The organism is Acidiferrimicrobium sp. IK (genome assembly GCF_025499425.1).
GTDB lineage: Bacteria > Actinomycetota > Acidimicrobiia > Acidimicrobiales > Palsa-688 > Acidiferrimicrobium.
Genome location: NZ_JAIMCB010000001.1, coordinates 111,851 through 128,790 on the forward strand (window position 1 = coordinate 111,851; position 16,940 = coordinate 128,790).

Annotated in this window: 12 protein-coding genes; 4 read left to right on the forward strand and 8 right to left on the reverse strand. The window is 74.7% G+C overall.

The window, feature by feature from the left end:
- Positions 1 to 12: 12 nt before the first annotated feature.
- Positions 13 to 2,040 (reverse strand): heavy metal translocating P-type ATPase, encoded by a 2,028-nt coding sequence (locus K6U06_RS00550; RefSeq protein ID WP_316044678.1) that lies wholly within the window; start codon positions 2,038 to 2,040, stop codon positions 13 to 15.
- A 114-nt stretch (positions 2,041 to 2,154) separates the two neighbouring features.
- Between K6U06_RS00550 and K6U06_RS00555 the strand changes: the two genes are divergently transcribed.
- Complete coding sequence (locus K6U06_RS00555; RefSeq protein ID WP_262319932.1) at positions 2,155 to 2,502, forward strand: ArsR/SmtB family transcription factor; 348 nt, start codon at positions 2,155 to 2,157, stop codon at positions 2,500 to 2,502.
- Positions 2,503 to 2,519: 17 nt separating this feature from the next.
- Positions 2,520 to 4,148: a glycosyltransferase family 39 protein gene (locus tag K6U06_RS00560; RefSeq protein WP_262319933.1), complete on the forward strand. Its 1,629-nt coding sequence runs from the start codon at positions 2,520 to 2,522 to the stop codon at positions 4,146 to 4,148.
- On the opposite strand, the gene K6U06_RS00565 is transcribed toward K6U06_RS00560, so the two are convergent.
- Positions 4,112 to 5,083 carry a phosphatase PAP2 family protein gene (locus K6U06_RS00565; protein WP_262319934.1) on the reverse strand — a complete coding sequence of 324 codons (972 nt, stop codon included), beginning with the start codon at positions 5,081 to 5,083 and terminating at the stop codon, positions 4,112 to 4,114. The two genes, K6U06_RS00560 and K6U06_RS00565, sit on opposite strands and share 37 nt — an antisense overlap.
- 269 nt (positions 5,084 to 5,352) lie before the next feature.
- On the opposite strand from K6U06_RS00565, the gene K6U06_RS00570 reads away from it, so the two are divergent.
- Together K6U06_RS00570 and K6U06_RS00575 are read left to right on the forward strand one after the other, a co-directional pair.
- Positions 5,353 to 6,330 carry an MDR family oxidoreductase gene (locus tag K6U06_RS00570; RefSeq protein WP_262320485.1) on the forward strand — a complete coding sequence of 326 codons (978 nt, stop codon included), beginning with the start codon at positions 5,353 to 5,355 and terminating at the stop codon, positions 6,328 to 6,330.
- 202 nt (positions 6,331 to 6,532) lie between these two features.
- On the forward strand, positions 6,533 to 8,326 hold the full coding sequence (locus K6U06_RS00575; protein WP_262319935.1) for a diguanylate cyclase: 1,794 nt from the start codon (positions 6,533 to 6,535) through the stop codon (positions 8,324 to 8,326).
- A gap of 3 nt (positions 8,327 to 8,329) precedes the next feature.
- Here the strand turns inward: K6U06_RS00575 and K6U06_RS00580 are convergent, their stop codons facing one another.
- From K6U06_RS00580 to K6U06_RS00605, 6 genes are all read right to left on the reverse strand, one after another.
- A complete protein-coding gene (locus K6U06_RS00580) occupies positions 8,330 to 9,892 on the reverse strand; it encodes an acyl-CoA synthetase (RefSeq protein WP_262319936.1) in 1,563 nt (520 codons plus the stop codon).
- Positions 9,893 to 9,970: 78 nt separating this feature from the next.
- On the reverse strand, positions 9,971 to 10,723 hold the full coding sequence (locus K6U06_RS00585) for an enoyl-CoA hydratase-related protein (RefSeq protein ID WP_262319937.1): 753 nt from the start codon (positions 10,721 to 10,723) through the stop codon (positions 9,971 to 9,973).
- Entirely contained in the window at positions 10,720 to 12,468 is a 1,749-nt protein-coding gene (locus tag K6U06_RS00590) for an acyclic terpene utilization AtuA family protein (RefSeq protein WP_262319938.1), read from the reverse strand. Before K6U06_RS00590 ends, K6U06_RS00585 begins: the two co-directional genes overlap by 4 nt.
- Positions 12,465 to 14,504, reverse strand: a complete 2,040-nt coding sequence (locus K6U06_RS00595; protein WP_262319939.1) for an acetyl/propionyl/methylcrotonyl-CoA carboxylase subunit alpha — start codon at positions 14,502 to 14,504, stop codon at positions 12,465 to 12,467. The genes K6U06_RS00590 and K6U06_RS00595 overlap by 4 nt, the downstream gene beginning before the upstream one ends.
- The gene (locus K6U06_RS00600; RefSeq protein ID WP_262319940.1) at positions 14,501 to 16,135 is read right to left on the reverse strand and encodes an acyl-CoA carboxylase subunit beta; all 1,635 of its coding nucleotides are present in this window, start codon (positions 16,133 to 16,135) and stop codon (positions 14,501 to 14,503) included. Before K6U06_RS00600 ends, K6U06_RS00595 begins: the two co-directional genes overlap by 4 nt.
- Entirely contained in the window at positions 16,135 to 16,938 is an 804-nt protein-coding gene (locus K6U06_RS00605) for a TIGR03084 family metal-binding protein (RefSeq protein WP_262319941.1), read from the reverse strand. Before K6U06_RS00605 ends, K6U06_RS00600 begins: the two co-directional genes overlap by 1 nt.
- Positions 16,939 to 16,940: the final 2 nt, after the last annotated feature.

Sequence of the window (16,940 nt, forward strand, 5' to 3'; positions counted from 1 at the left end):
GCTCGGGGGTGATCACGGCTCCGGCCACGCCCTGCGGCGCAGCAACCGGAGGCCGTTGAGGCCGATCACCACCGTCGACCCCTCGTGTCCCGCGACGCCGAGCGGCAGCGGCAGGTGGCCGGCGACGTCGAGCCCGACGAGGACCACGATCACCGCCGACGCTAAGGCCAGGTGCTGGTGGACCATCCGCCGGGCCCGGCGAGCCACCGTCATCAGGGCGGGCAGTGTCGACAGCGCGTCCCGCATGATCACCCCGTCGGCGACTTGCAAGGTGACGTCCGAACCCGACTTTCCCATGGCCATCCCGAGGTTGGCCGCGGCCAACGCCGGCGCGTCGTTGACCCCGTCGCCGACGACCATCACCACCTCGCCGGCGGCCTGGCGGGCTACGACCGCCGCCACCTTGTCCTCCGGCAGCAGACCCGCCGCCACGTCGGTGATCCCGACCTGCTCGGCGACCTGGCGGGCGGCGGCCAGGTTGTCACCGGTGAGCAGCACCGGCCGCCTCCCGGTCAGCTCCGCCAGGCGCGCCACCGCGTCCGGCGCGTCGAGGCGCACCCGGTCCCGCATGGCGATCACGCCCACCGGGGTGCCGTCGGCCAGCACCACCACCGCCGTGCCGCCCTCCGCCTCGGCGTCCCCGACCACCGGCCGCCACCATGCCCCCGCGTCGGAGGCTGCCTCGCCGGCGGTCGCCTCCGACGCGGCGCGGGGGCTGAGGACCTCGACGTAGGCGCCGGCGACCACCGCCTCCACCCCCCGGCCGGGAAGGGCCCGAAACGTGCCGGCCTGCGCCTCGACGGCGCCGGCCGCCGCCGCCCCGGCTCCCGACCCCGACCCCGGCTCCGGCTTCGACCGTCGGGCCGCGGCGGCGATGGCCCGCCCCAACGCGTGCTCGGAGGGCGCCTCGGCGGCCGCGGCGAGGCGCACCACCTCGTCGCGGCCCCAGCCCGCCGCGGCCACCACCGAGGTCACCTCCGGACGCCCGGCGGTCAGGGTGCCGGTCTTGTCGAACGCGACCGTGGTGATGCCGGCCAGCTGCTCGAGGACCACGGTGCTTTTGACCAGCACGCCGTGGCGGCCGGCCAGGGCAACCGCCGACAGCAGCGGCGGCATGGTGGCCAGCACCACCGCGCACGGAGAAGCCACGATCATGAACGTCATCGCCTCGAGCAGCACCCGCCGGAACGACCAGTCCGTGACCAGCAGGGGCACCACCACGAACGCCACCGTCGCGGCCACGACCGTCACCGAGTAGCGCTGCTCCAGCCGCTCGATGAACAACTGGGTGCGGGCCTTGGTCGCGCTGGCCGCCTCCACCAGCGCCACGATGCGGGCCACGACCGACTCCGACGCCGGCCTGGCGACCTCCACTCGCAGCAGCCCGCTGCCGTTGACCGAACCGGAGTAAACCTCGTCGCCCGGGCCTTTGACCGCCGGTGTGCTCTCGCCGGTGATCGACGCCTGGTCGACCTCGCTGGCCCCGGCGCGCACCGTCCCGTCCGCTCCGACACGCTCACCGGGGCGGACCACGACGGTGTCGCCGGGCTTCAAGTCGCCGGTCGCCACCTCCCGCTCGTGCCCGGCGTCGTCGAGCACCGTCGCGGTCTCCGGGGCCAGGTCGAGGAGGGCCCGGACGCTCTGTTCGGTCCGGTGGGTCGCCACCGCTTCGAGGGCGCCCGACGTGGCGAAGATGACGATCAGCAGGCCACCGTCGAAGCGCTGGCCGATGGCCGCCGCCGCGACCGCCGCCACGACCATCAGCAGGTCCACGTCGAGGACCCGGGCCCGCAACGCCCGTAGCCCGGCCGCGCCCGGCTCCCACCCGCCCGAGGCGTAGCACGCCGCCCACAGCACCCACTGCAGCGGCGGCGGGCCGCCGGCAGCGCCGAGGAGCGCGGCGAGGGCGAAGCAGGCGAGCGAACCGGCCGCCCACCGCACCTCTCGCAGGCCGGCGAGGCCCGAAGCGGGCCGGCCCGGCCGCGGGGCCCTCCCCGGTCCTTCGGCGCGCCGCACGACCGGGCGGACGGCGGCGGTCACGGGCCCGTGGACCTCACGGCGCTGGCTGACCTCATGCGCTGTCTAACCTCATGGGTTCGCACCTTCGCATAGTCGCATGTAATGGGGCAAGCGCAGCGGTAGGATCGCCCGGTCATGCACGACGCCATCGACGACTTCACGCTGCCCGACGACGACGACGTCGAGCGCGTCGTCGACACCCTGCGCATGCTCTCCGACCCGACACGGCTGCGGATCCTGTGGGCCATGCTCCAGGGGGAGTCGTCGGTGGCGTGCCTGGCCGAGGTGGCGACGGTGTCGCCGACGGTCGTGAGCCAGCACCTCGCCAAGCTGCGCCTCGCCGGCGTGGTCCGGGCCCGCCAGGAGGGCACCTACCGGTACTACACGGTGGTCAGCGACGACGTCGCCGACCTCCTTCGCACGCTGTTGTCGCCGGCGGCGGAGCGAGCCGGCCGGCCGGCCGGCCTGGCTTCACCCCGCTGAGCCGTCGGCCTGCGGCGGTGACGCCGGCCTCCTCGGCGCGACCGAGCCGTCTCGCCGACGGGGCGGTGGTCGCCGCGTCGACGGTGGTGGCGGTCGCGGTGACGGCCCTGCGCTTGCCTGTCGCCTACTGGGCCGACGAGGGGATCTCGGTCGGGATAGCCGCCCAGCCCGCAGCGCGCATCCCCAGGCTGCTGGCCCGGGACGGCTCACCCCCGCTGTACTACGAGGTGCTCCACTTCTGGATGGCGGTGGCGGGGCGCAGCGAGACCGCCACCCACCTGCTGTCGCTGATCGCGGTGGCGTTGACCGTGCCGGCGCTTTGGTGGACCGCCCGCTACGCCGCCGGGCGGCGCGCCGCGCTGGCCGCGGTGGTCATGGCAGCGGGCAGCCCGCTGCTTCTCTGGTACGGGGCGGAGACCCGCATGTACGCCATAGTGGCGCTGGCCGCGACCCTGACCACCGGCGCCTACCTGAGGGCGCTGGAGGGAGAGGGACGGCGGTGGCTGGTCGCGGCGGTCGCCGGTGCCATCGCCGTCACCTGGCTCCACGACTGGGGCGTCTACCTGGTCGCGGCGCTGGCCGGCGCCGGGTGGATCCTCGCCGCGCACCGCCGGGACCGGCGCGCCGGCGCGGTCGCCACCGTCTTCGCCGCCGCCACCGCATTGGTGTACCTGCCGTGGGTGCCGACCCTGCTGCACCAGATCGGCCACACCGGGGCGCCGTGGGCCGCCGCGCCGTCGCTCGGGGCGGCGCTGCGCGACCCGCTGTACGCCACCTTCGGCTCTCCGTGGCCGCCGCTCGCCGCCGCCGCGGTCGCCGTCGCGGGGGGCGCCGTGCGTCGCGGTGGGGCGCCCCGGGCGGCGCCGGTGACCGGGGCCGGCGCCTACCCGGGTCGCCTGGCGGTCGTGGCGACGGCCGTGGCGCTTACCGTGGCGGTCGGGTGGGCGGCCGGCCAGGCCGGCGGGTCGTGGACGGCGCGCTACTTGACCGTGGTCGCCGGGCCGCTGCTGGTCCTCGGCGGGGCCGCTTTGCTCCAAGCCGCCGCCGGCGTGGCGGGCGCGGCCGCCAGGCTGGCCCCCAGGTCGGCGCCGGGCGCCCGGCGGGCGCTCCCGGCCGGGCTGGCCGCGGCCGGGGCGCTCGGGGTGATGCTCGCTGGCGCCCTCCCGGTGCTGGCCCCCTCCGGGCACGCCATCGACATGAAAAGCGACGTGGCCGGCCTGGCCGGTGTGCTGCGGCCCGGGCTGCGCCCAGGCGACGTGATCGTCGTCGACCAGGCCAGCATCGTGGCGGTGGTGTCGCACTACCTGGGGCCCGGCTACCGCTACGCCGACCCGACCGGCCCGGTCACCGCCCCCTACATGGTCGACTGGGACGACCTGACCGCCCGGCTGCGCGCCGCGGACCCCGCAGCCCTCATCGCCTCGCTGGCCGCCGGCGTCGCCCCGGGCGGCCACCTGGTGGTCGTCGGGCCGCTGCAATGGCCGTCGCGGGCGCCGACGGCCTACGGCGACCTGGTCGCCCGGCGGGCCCGGGAAGTGATCGCCGCGGCCACGACCGACCCGCTGCTGGGCGCCGGGCGCGTCGTCGGGGCCCGACTGGCGGGCGGCCCCTACGCGGTCAGGGCGGTGGAGCTCTCCAGGTCCTGATCGTCGCCGGCGGGCTTGGCCTCGGCTGCGACGGGCGCCGCGACCGCCACCGCTGCCGGCTCCTCGCCCGCCGCCGGGACCGGGTCGCTTTGGAGGGGATCGGCGACGACCGCTTCGCCGCGGAGGGCCCCGGCGGCCGCGACCGGGACGCTGGCCGCGGCCGGGGCGCGGGTCACGCCGGGTATCAGGCCGCAGAGGCGGCGCCAGTACGGGACCAGCTGGCCCGCCGCCACGCCCGCCCGGCGCCGGTCGGCCGTCCCGACCACCACCGCCGCGCCCACCGTGAGGACCGCACCGCTGACGCAGTCGATGATGTAGTGGTTGCCCGTCGCCACCACCGCGATGACCGTCAGCGCCAGGTAGCTGCCCATCAGGGCCCGGATCCAGCGTCGCTGGGTCATCGCGGCCACCGCGATCACGCACCAGGCGGCCCACGCCACGTGGATGCTCGGGAACGAAGCGAACGGGTCCGACAGCCGCTCGATCTCCGGCGGCGTGCGGGCTGCGATGCCGCCCAGGGTGGCCCAGGTGTCGACCATCCCGTACGAGGCGGGCAGCAGCCGGGGCGGGACGGTCGGATCCAGCGCGAACGTAGCGATGGCCACCGCGGTCGACAGCGCGAAGACGCTGCGCAGCCGGCGGTACAGCTGGGGGCGCTGGCACAGCGCGGCGACGACCACGGCCACGGTGACCACCAGGTACCCGTACGACCAGAACGAGTCCAACGCCCGCACGGCCACCGGCCAGTGCAAGAAGACCTCCTGGAAACCCCGCTCCCAGGCCATGCCGACGTGGCTCTCCAGGTGGACCAGCGCCTCGCCGTGGACCTGGGCCCGGGCGAAGTCCAGCGGGCGCTGGGCCCGCCCCTCGCGGTCCCGGACCAGCGCGTAGATCCAGTAGCCGGCGGGCAGGAGGAGGAGCTCGGCGAAGCGCAACCGCCAGTTCCAACGCGTGGCCTCTCGGTCCCGAGAGCGGCGCCCAAGATGCACGTGTGTTGGTCTCCTCGCCCTCAGACGGCTGGCACCCCCAGATACTACCGGGGGTTAACCATCCCGTCGCCCGAAGGTCAGGAGAGCGACATTTGCGAACCGGTCGCTGCGCGCCCTGCATGTCGCCTGGCTTTCGGTCCATCCGCGGTGTGGCCCATCCCGACGGACTCCGGCCCGCGGCGGGTAGACATCACCGCGTGGACACCTTCCAAGCAATGGTGGCGTCGGGCAGCGGCCCGGCCTCGATCGTCGAGCTGAGCGACGCGGACCTCCCCGCCGGCGACGTCGTGGTCGACGTCGCCTACTCCTCCCTCAACTACAAAGACGGGCTGGCGGTCACCGGCAAAGGCAAGATCGCCCGCAGCTTCCCGATGGTCTGCGGCATCGACCTGGCGGGGACGGTGGCGAGCAGCGACAGCCCCGACTGGGCGCCCGGCGACGAGGTGGTGGTGACCGGGTGGGGGCTGTCGGAGACCCATCCGGGAGGCTACAGCCGACGTCAGGCGCTGCGCTCCGGGTGGCTGGTCCGCCGGCCGGAGCGCCTGTCGCTGGCCCAGACCATGGCGGTGGGCACCGCCGGCTTGACCGCGATGCTTTGCGTCATGGCCCTCGAGCACCACGGCGTCACCCCGGAGCTGGCGGCGGACGGGGAGGTCCTGGTCACCGGCGCGGCCGGCGGGGTCGGCAGCGTGGCGGTGGCCCTCCTGGCCCGTCTGGGCTACAGCGTGGCGGCGTCGACCGGGCGGCCGGCGGAGGCCGGCTACCTGACGTCGCTCGGCGCCACGACGATCGTCGAGCGGTCGGCGCTCGAAGCCCAGGGCCGCCCGCTCGACAAGGAGCGCTGGAGCGCGGCGATCGACACCGTCGGGTCCTCCACCCTGGCGACGGTGCTGAGCCAGACCCGCTATCGGGGGGCGGTCGCGGCGTGCGGGCTGGCCGGAGGCAACGACTTGCCGGTCACCGTGCTCCCCTTCATCCTCCGCAACGTCGCTCTGCTCGGCGTCGACTCGGTGCAGTGCCCGGCCGCGATCCGAGCCGAGGCGTGGCAGCGCCTAGCCACCGACCTGCCGCTCGAGCACCTCGACGCCATGACCACCGTAGAGCCCTTCGCCAAGCTCCCGGAGCTGGCCGAGGCGATCCTGGCGGGGAAGACCCGCGGCCGGGTCGTCATCGACGTCGCCGGCGGTTCCTGAGCGCGAATCACCCCGGGTTGACGGGTATCGCCGCCGGCTCCCGCTCTGAGCTATTTGCCGAATATCGCCGGGAAGTCCCCGCCCGAATTGTCGGGTGCCGGGCCCACGAAGCGCGGGCGCGGCGCTACATATAGTTGCTGACTGCGCGGTAGCGTCGGGCCTCGGCCCGGTCGAGGAACGGTCCGCTGCCAGGAGAGGGGGCGTGCTCGTGTCGGAGGTTGTTGGGAAGGCGCCGTGCGAAACTGTCCCCTCCGGAGATCCGTCCGCTCTGGGAGGTGAGCGGATCAGGCTGCTGTGGAAGCTGTTCAACCGGCTGCCGGCGATGGTGGCGTATTGGGACGGAAACGGACATAACGTATTGGCGAACAATGCGTATATCGAGTGGTTCGGGTGTGACCCGGCCGCCATGGCCGGCGTCCACATCAGCGCCGTCTTGGGTGAGGAGCTCTACGCCCAGAACCTGCCCTACATCACCGCGGCGCTCGAGGGGGAGGAGCAGCACTTCGAGCGGAAGCTGATCGACGCCTCCGGCCGGGAGCGCCACACCCAAGCGTCCTACATCCCCGACGTGGTGGGCGGGCGCACCGTCGGGTTCTTCGTGCTGGTCACCGAGGTCACCGACCGGGTCGCGGCCGAGCGGGCCGTGGCCCGCAGCGTGGAGGAGCACCGGGCCCTGGCCCGCAACCTGCCCCACGCGTTCGTGCTGCTCTTCGACACCGATCTCCGCTACCGCGTCGCGGAGGGCCCGGTGCTGGCGGAGTTCGCCTTGAGCTCCGCCGACTTGGAGGGGTGGACCATCGACGAGGTCGGGATCCCCGAACTGGCCGCCGAGATGCGGCCCCGCTACCTCGCCGCACTCCGCGGCGAGACGGTCTCGTGGGACAGCTCCCTGCGAGGCCGGATCGTCTCTTTCACCGTCGGCCCGGTGCGCGACAGCGCCGGCGAGGTGTTCGCCGGGCTGGTCATCGGCTCCGACGTCACCGCCGGGCGCCAGCAGGAGGCCGCCGACGTCGCGCTCCGCCAGATCGCGGTGGCCACCGCCGCCGGCGCCGCGGTGGGCCTCGTCGCCGAGCGGGTGGCCCGGTCGGTGCAGGAGCTGTTCGAGGCCGAGGTCGCCGCGGTGGCCCGCTTCGACGGCGAGACCGTCGAGGTGGTCGCCAGCTACCCGCCCCTCCCGGAGCGTTCCGCCTGGCTGCAAGACACCGGTGCCGAGCCCGGGTCGGTGCTGCTGGCGCTGCGCAGCGGCGGGGCGCCCCGCTACCTGCCGATCGACGCGGCCGGCGAGCGGGAGGAAGGCGAGCGGGAGGAAGGCCAGGCGCCGGAGGCCGGCGGGCGGGCGGTGGCCGCCGCGCCGATCCTCGTCAACGGCGAGCAGTGGGGGGCGCTCGGCCTGGCCCTCGGGCACGGCCGGGAGACCACGCCCGACATCCTCGAGTGCCTCGCCGAGTTCGCCGGGGCGGTGGCCATGGGCGTCGCCAGCGCGGCGGCGTGGGACGCCCTCGCAGAGCGGGCCACCACCGACCCGCTGACTCACCTGGCCAACCGGCGGACCTTCGAGGAGGAGCTGGCCCGGGCGTCGACGGTCGCCAGCCGGCTCGGCAACCCGGTGAGCGTGGTCCTGCTCGACCTGGACCACTTCAAGGCGGTCAACGACACCTACGGCCACCCGGCCGGCGACGCGGTGCTCCTGGCGGCCGCGGCGCGCATGCGCGCGGTGAGCCGGGAGTACGAGCTGCTGGCCCGGGTCGGCGGCGAGGAGTTCGCCCTGCTGCTCCCGAACGGCGACCGTGGCGAGGCGGTGGCGGCGGCCGAACGGCTCCGCGACGCCCTCTCGCGCGAGCCGATCCGCGGCATGCGGCTCACCGCGTCGGCCGGCACCGCCACGATGTCGGGGTCCGCGGCCACGCCGAGCGCGCTGGTGGCCGCCGCCGACGCCGCGCTCTACGCCTCCAAACGGGCCGGGCGCGACACCGTCACCCCGTCGCCCCTGCGGTGACCGTCAGCGGCTGACCGCGGCCTCGGTCCCGCCGTAGGCGGCCCGCAGCTGGGTCTTGAGCACCTTGCCGGTGGCGTTGCGGGGCAGCTCGTCGAGCAGCTCGACGCGGGTCGGGGCCTTGAAGTGGGCCATCCGCTCGCGCGCCCAGACGATCAGGTCCTCGGCGCTGACCTGCTCCGACACCGACACCGCAGCGACGACCGTCTCGCCCCACCGGCCGTCGGGGACCCCGAACACCGCCACCTCGACCACCGCCGGGTGGCGGACCAGGATCTGCTCCACCTCGACGGGGTACACGTTCTCGCCGCCGGTGATGATCATGTCCTTCTTCCGGTCGACCAGGGTGATGAACCCCTCTTCGTCGACCCGGCCCAGGTCGCCGGTGTGGAACCAGCCGCCCCGGAAGGCCTCCTCGGTGGCCCGCGGCAGCATCCAGTAGCCGGCGAAGATGTTGTCGCCCTGCAACACCAGCTCCCCGACTGTGCCGGGGGGGACCTCCCTGTCGTACTCGTCGACCAGGCGGGCCTCCACCGCCGGGAGCGGCCGACCGATCGACCCGGCCCGCTCCCGGACGCTGTCCGCGTCGAGGACCGACACCGAAGGCGAGGTCTCGGTCATCCCGAAGCCCTCCTGGAACGGCACGCCCCGCTCGGCGAAGAAGTCGAGGACCGGCAGCGGCGTCGGCGCGCCGCCCGACAGGCACAGCTCCAGGCTGGAGAGGTCGTAGCGGTCGAAGTCCGCGACCCGGGTGATCGCCGCCCACATGGCCGGCACCAAGAACTGCACCGAGGCCCGGACCTCCGCCATGGCGGCCAGGCACCGCTCCGGGACGAACGCCGCTTGGATCACCGTGGTGCCCCCGACGAACACCAGCGGCATGGTGTGCACGCCCAGACCGCCGATGTGGAACATCGGCGCCGCGGTGACCGTCACGTCGCCCTGGCGCAAACCCCGCCCGTAGGTCGCGTTGTTGATGGCGTTGGCGATGGCGTTGGCGTGGGTCAACATCGCGCCCTTGGGCCGGCCGGTGGTGCCGGAGGTGTACATGATCCCGTGGACGTCGCGCTGGTCCACGTCCATGGCGACGGGCCGCAGCGGCCCGTCTTGCAGCACCGCCTCGTAGGGCAGCTCGCCGGTGTCGGGGCGCCACCCGTCGCCGCCGAGAGGCCCGGGGTCGACCAGGCGGTGGCGTACCCTGACTCCCTCCTCGGCCACCGCCCGGCGGGCCAGGTCGGCGAGGCCGCCGTGGTGGACCAAGACGTCGGCGCCGGAGTCAGCCAGGATGTAGCCGACCTCCGGCGGGGCCAGGCGGAAGTTGACGGGGACCGCGATCGCCCCCAGCTTGGCCACCGCGAACAGGGTCTCCATGAACGCCGCGGAGTTGTACATGAGCAGCGCCACCCGGTCGCCCCGGCGGACCCCGAGGCGCAGCAACGACTGGCTCAGCCGGTCGGTGCGCTGATCGAAGTCGTCGTAGGTGCAGGCCCGCTCGCCTTCCACCAGCGCCACCCGGTCCCCGTCGTTCCAGGCCCGCTTGGTCACCCAGCTGCCGATGCCCCGGTCCATCCTGCCTCCCCCATGCCCGACGTGCGATTCAACCGACCCCAAGGTTGCACCCGCCCCGCGAGGAGGGCGGCGCACACGCTACTGCGGCACCCACGGTGGCGTCTCCTTGCGGGCGAAGGCGGCCATCCCGGCCCGGGCCTCCTCCCCCTCGAAGAGCGAGGCGGACAGGCGGGCGGTCGCGGCGAAGGCGTCGGCGCGCTCCATGCCGCCCACGTCGTAGACCAGCGACTTGGCCGCCGCCAGGGCGCCCGGCGCGCCGGCCAGGAGGGCGCGCACCACGCCTGCCACCGCGGCGTCCAGTTCGTCGTCGGGCACCGCCCGGTTGATCAGCCCGACCTCGGCCGCCCGCGCCGCGCTGATCCGCTCGCCGGTGAGGAACAGCTCGAGGGCGTCAGCCCGGCGCAGCTTGGGCAGGCACACCACCGAGATGATCGCGGGGGCCACGCCGATGCGGACCTCGCTGAACGCGAAGCGGGCCCCGGCCGCGGCGATCGAGATGTCCGCCGCGGCGGCCAGCCCGACGCCGCCGCCCGCGCAGTGACCGGCGATGCGGGCCACGACCGGTTTGGGGCTGTCCATGACCGCGCTGAGCACCCCGGCCATGTCGTGGGGCGCCGCGGCGTGCGACCGAGCCCCGGCGCGCTTCAAGTCGGCGCCCGCGCAAAACGCCGGCCCGGTGTGGGTCAGCACCACCACCCGCACCGCCGGGTCGGCTCCGGCGTCGGCCAGCGCCGCGCCGACCTCGGCCAGCAGCTCGGGGGTGATGGCGTTGCGGTTCTCGGGATGGTCCATGGTGATGGTGGCCACCCCGCCCGAAACCGAGAAGCTCACAGCAGGCTCTCGGGGACCGCGACGACCTTGGCCCGCAGGTACTCCCCGAGGGACTTGGCTTGCGGGTCCACCCGGCTGGAGGCCGCCACCCCCTCGCCGAGGAGGCCGACGATCACGAAGTTGAGCGCCCACAGGTTCGCCAGGTCGTGACGGACGACGGTCAGCTCGGCGGTGTCGGGCAGCAGCGCTTGGAGGCGCTCGACGGTCAGCGCCTCCGACAGCCACGCGAACGCCGCCGCGGAGCGGGCCCACACGCCGACGTTGGCGTTGCCGCCCTTGTCGCCGCTGCGGGCGCCGAACAGCCGGCCGAGGGGCACGTCGACGGTCGGGCCGCCCGGCCAGCCCCCGAGCGCGACCGGCTCGACGTCGGCGACGACGGGCGGGTCGGGGGGCAGCACCGCCTCGACCACCCGGCGGGTCCCGTCGACGTCGACGACCGCGGCCACCATCGGCGCCGGGACCAGCGCCGGCCAGTAGACGCCGTAGCTGGCGGTCTGCGACGGGCCGGCGAACAGGCCGGGGTAGCTGGAGAGCGCCAGCTCGGTGACCGCCGCCGTCAACGCCCTGCCGACCTTGCGCTCGTCTGGGTCGCGCACCGTGATGCGCAGCTCGGCCATGGCCGCCTCGTTGGTGGCCGGGTCGGGGTGGTCGGTGCGCAGCAGGGCCACGTCGACCTCGGCGAAAGCCGCCGCCCCGCCGGGGATGGCCGCCCACAGGCTGCGGGTCACCAGCTCCGCTTTGGGTTCGATGTCCAAACCGGTGAGCACCAAGCTGACGGTGGTCCGGTAGCCGCCCAGGTAGTTGAGCGCCACCTTGGTGGTCGCCGGCGGCGAGTCGCCGCGTACCCCGGTGATGGCGACGCGGTCGCGCTCGAGCTGGGTCAAGGTGATGCTGTCGAAGCGGGCGGTGACGTCGGGGTTGGCGTACGCCGGGCCGCCGATCTCGTAGAGGAGCTGCGCGGTGACGGTCCCCACCGACACCATCCCGCCGTGGCCCGGGTGCTTGGTGATGACCGAGCTGCCGTCCGCCGCGATTTCGGCGATCGGGAACCCCGGGTGCTCCAGGCCGGGCACCTCGGCGAAGAACGCGTAGTTGCCGCCCGTGGCCTGGGCTCCGCACTCGATGACGTGCCCGGCGACGCACGCACCGGCCAAGGCGTCCCAGTCGTCGCGGGCCCAGCCGTGGTGCCACGCGGCGGGGCCCATCGCCAGGGCGGCGTCGGTGACCCGGCCGGTGATCACGATGTCGGCGCCGCGGGCCAGCGCGTCGGCGATGCCCCAGCAGCCGAGGTAGGCGTTGGCGGTCAGGACCTGACGGTCCCCGAGGGCCTCACCGGTGTCGAGGTTGTCGAGGGTGACGCCCGCGGCGCGCAGCTCCGGGAGCCGGCCGACCAGGTCGTCGCCGGTGACGGTGGCGATCACCGGCCGGCGCCCGAGGCGCTTTGCCACCGCCCGCACCGCCTGCGCGCAGCTGTCTGGGGCCAGCCCGCCGGCGTTGGCCACCACCTTGACGCCCCGGTCCAAGCAGTCGGCCATCACGTCGTGCATCTGGGTGACGAAGGTGCGGGCGTAGCCGGCGGAGGGGTCGCGGAGGCGGTTCTTGGCCAGGATCAGCATGGTCAGCTCGGCCAGCCAGTCGCCGGAGAGGACGTCGATGGGTCCGCCGTCGACCATCTCGCGGGCCGCGGCCACCCGGTCGCCGTAGAACCCGCTGCAGTTGGCGACGCGCAGCGCCGCCCCGGTCACCGGGCGTTCCCGTCGAGGGGGGCGGTGTCGGCGGCCGGCGCGTCGAGCACGACGAGCACGTCACCCGCCGAGACCTGGTCGCCGGCGGCGACGGGCACCGCGGCCACCGTGCCGTCGTGGGGAGCGTTGACCCGGTGCTCCATCTTCATGGCCTCCATCACCACCAGCGCGCTGCCCGCGGCGACGACGTCGCCCGGCTCGACGTGAACGGCCAGCACCCGCCCGGGCATCGGGGCGTTGAGGGCCCCTCCGGCCTCGTCGGCGCGCCGGTCGGGGAAGCGGGGGGCGACTCGAAGCTCGACGTCGCCGGCCGGGCCCTGCACGAAGCAGCGGCCGGTCCCGGTGTCGAGCACGTCGAAGCGGCGCTGCACGCCGTCGACCACCAGGTCCAGCTGACGGCCGTCGAGCCCGGCGATCAGCGCGGTGCGCGCCGCGGGCTCGCCGGCCCCCGCCACCACCACGTCGAAGGCGCCGTCGCGCCGGCGCCGGTAGGAGACGGTCACCGCCCGGGACGGGTCGGTGCCGAGCGAGAACCCGGCCCGTTCCGGCGGCATGTCGCTGTTGCGCCAACCCGACGGCAGCGAGCGAAGCACCGGGGCCGCGGCCGCTCGCCGGGCTTGCGCGGCCAGGGCGGCGGCCAGCGCGCACAGCCCCAGGGTGGCGTCGTCGACGTCGCGCCGGCGGGGCAGCGCGACGCGCTCCACGAACGACGTCGTGGTGTGCCCGGCGAGGAACTCGGCGCTGCGCAGCACCGCCACCAGGTAGTCGCGGTTGGTGGTGACGCCCCGCACCCGGAGCCGTTCGAGGGCGAGGGCCAACGAAAGCGCGGCCTCCTCCCGGGTCGGGGCGTGGGCGACGACCTTCGCCAGCATCGGGTCCCATTCGACTCCGACCGCGGTGCCGGTCTCCACCCCGCTGTCGACGCGGACCGCGGGGGAGGCGGCCACCGCCCACTCCACCAGCGTCCCCGTCGCGGGCAGGAACCCGGCCGCGGGGTCCTCGGCGTACACCCGGGCCTCGATGGCGTGGCCGTCGAGGCGGAGGTCGGCCTGCCCGAACGACAGCGGGTGGCCGGCCGCGACCCGAAGCTGCTCGCGGACCAAGTCGAGCCCGGTGACCGCTTCGGTGACCGGGTGCTCCACCTGGAGGCGGGTGTTGACCTCCAGGAAGTAGAACGCCCCGCCCGCCGACGGCGACGCGTCGAGGACGAACTCCACCGTCCCGGCGCTGCGGTAGCCGACGGCGCGGGCCGCGTCCACCGCCGCCGCGCAGATCAAGGAGCGCAACGCCGGGTCCACCGCCGGCGACGGCGCTTCCTCGATGATCTTCTGGTGGCGGCGCTGGATGGAGCACTCCCGCTCGAAGACGTGCACGACGGTGCCGTGCCCGTCGGCGAGGATCTGCACCTCGACGTGGCGGGCGTCGGGCAGGTAGCGCTCGACGAACACGGTCGGGTCGCCGAACGCCCGCAGCGCCTCGCGCTGGGCGGCCTCGACCGCCCCGGCCAGGTCGCCGGGGCCGGCCACGACGCGCATGCCCTTGCCGCCGCCGCCAGCGGCGGCCTTGACCAGCACCGGGAACTCCGCGGCGGGGATGGCCGGCAGCGCGCCGTCCCCGACCCGGTGCGAGGCGAGGACCGGGACCCCCGCCGCGGCCATCAGGTCCTTGGCCGCCAGCTTGTCGCCCATCGCCGCGATGGCCGCCGGCGGCGGACCGACCCACGTCAGGCCGGCGTCGATGACCGCCTGCGCGAACGACGCCCGCTCGGAGAGGAACCCGTAGCCGGGGTGGACGGCGTCGGCTCCGGCGGCGTCCGCCGCGGCCAGCAGCTGCTCGGCGTCGAGGTAGGTCTCCGCCGGGCTCGAACCGCGAAGCGCCACCGCCGTGTCGGCCTCCGCTACGAACGGGGCCGCCGCGTCGCTCGGGGCGTACACCGCGACGGTCGCAATCCCCATCTGGGCGGCGCTGCGCATGACCCGCCGGGCGATCTCCCCCCGGTTGGCGATCAGCAGCCGGCGGATCGGGGTCGGGGTCACAGCCGAAAAACCCCGTAGCCGGCGGCTCCCTCGACCGGCCCGCTGTGGCAGGCGGACAGGGCCATGCCGACCGCGTCGCGGGTGTCGCGGGGGTCGATGATCCCGTCGTCGACCACCCGGCCGGTGGCGTACAACCCGAGCGACATGGCCTCCGCGTACGCTTCGACGCCGGCGGTCATCGCGGCCTCCGCTTCCTCGTCGACCGCCTCTCCCCGCCGGGCGGCCTGGCCCCGGCGGACCAGGGACATCACCCCGGCCATCTGCTTGGGTCCCATGACCGCGATCTTGGCGGTGGGCCAGAGGAACACGAAGCGGGTGTCGAACGCCCGGCCGCCCATCCCGTAGTTGCCGGCCCCGTAGCTGGCGCCGAGGATCACGGTGATGTGGGGGACCTTGGAGTTGGACAGGGCGTTGATCATCTGGCTGCCGTGCTTGACGATGCCGCCCCGCTCGTAGTCCTGCCCGACCATGTAGCCGGTGATGTTTTGGAGGAACAGCAACGGGGTCCCGGTCTGGTTGCACAGCTGCATGAACTGCGCCGCCTTTTGGGAGGAGTCGGAGAAAAGGACGCCGTTGTTGGCCAAAATCCCCACCGCGAAGCCGTGCACCGTCGCCCAGCCGCACACCAGCGTCGGCCCGTAGCGAGCCTTGAACTCCTCGAACTCGGAGCCGTCCACGATCCTGGCGATGACCTCGCGGACCTCGAGCGGGCTGCGCAGGTCGGGGGCCAGCAGACCGAGCAGGTCGTCGGGGTCGTGGACCGGCGGGGCCGGGTCGGCGACGGCCGGTCCCGGGCCGGCCTTACGCCAGTGGAGGTGGGCCACCACGTCGCGACACATCCGGATGGCGTCGGGCTCGTCCTCGGCCAGGAAGTCGGCCAGCCCCGACACCGTGGCGTGCATCCGGGCGCCGCCCAGCGACTCGTCGTCGGCGTCCTCGCCGGTGGCCATCTTGACCAGCGGGGGACCGCCGAGGAACACCTTGGCGCCGCCCTCCACGAAGATCGTGTAATCCGACAGGCCGGGCTGGTACGCGCCGCCGGCGGTCGAGGAGCCGAACACGACGGAGATGGTCGGGATCCCCATGCCCGACAGCTCGGTGATGTCGTGGAACATCCGGCCCGAGTCGGCGAAGTGGGTGAGGTTGCGGCGCAGCTCGGCCGCCGGGTCACCCGAGGGGCCCCGCAGGTCGCCGCCGGCGGACTCGACGAACTGGATGTAGGGGAGCCGGTTGTCTCTGGCCACCTCGAGGGCCCGCAGGAGCTTGCGGATCGAGATCGCGGTCATGGCCCCGCCGAGGACGGTCGGGTCGTTGGCGCACACGACGCACTCGGTGCCCGACACCACGCCGATGCCGACGAGCATCCCGCCGCCGACCGCGTACTCGCTGCCCGCCCCGGCCAGCGGGCTCAGCTCCAGGAACGGGCTGTCGGGGTCGAGCAGGAGAGCCACCCGGTCCCTCACGGTGAGCTTCCCGCGGGAGCGGTGACGGCCGACCGCTTTGGGGCCGCCCCCGCCGGCGGCCTCCGCCTGCAGGCGGGTCACCTCGGAGAGGAGCGCCTCCATGCCGGCCCGGTTGTCCAGGTGGGCCGGGTCGCGCCGGTTGACCGCGGTGGGCAGCACCGGGGCCATCAGCGGGCCGCCCCGAGCGGCGGGCGGCCGGGGCCCGGCCCGCCGGCGAAGGCCTGGGCGATGGCCAGCCAGGCGGTGGCTGCCGGCCCCTCCGCCACCACCGCGGTGTCGTCGGGATGGCGCCGCCGGGTGAACACCAGCGCCAGGTCGAGCGCGGGGCCGGTGATCCGCTCCCGGGCGGAGCGCTCGCCCCACACCCACCGGGAGCCGTCGGGGGCGGTCGCCTCCACCGCGACGGGGGTGCCGGGGTCCTCGACGTGGCGGACCGCGAACGCGTAGGGTCGGGCCCGCCAGCCGAGGAAGATCACGTGGCGGAGCCGGTCGCTGACCACCGGCGCCAGCCCGAGGGCGTCGGCGACGTCTTGGCCGTGGGCCCAGGTCTCCATGATCCGCGCCGTGACGAAGCTGGCCGGGGACATGGCCGGCCCGTACCAGGGAACCCTCCCGGCGGGGTCGACGCCGCCCAAAGCGTCGAGTAGCGCGATCCGCCCGGCGCGCCAGTCCGCCAGGAGCTCCGCGGGCGGCACCGTGCGGCCCAGGGTCACGTCGGGGGTGTCGGCGGCGGCGCCGGCCGAGAGGGCGTCGGCGTCGGCGTCGACGTGGGCGGCGAAGGCGTCGGGGTTGGTGAGGGCCAGCACTGCTTTGCCGTCGAAGTACGCCAGGTGGCTGATCTGGTCGCGCACGGCCCACCCCTCGGCCGGGGTCGGGATGCTCCACCCGTCGGGTTCGATGCCCGCGACGCGCTCGTCGAGGGCGGCGCATTCCGCCGCCAGGTCCGCGGCGATCTCTGGGAGGGCGACCACCG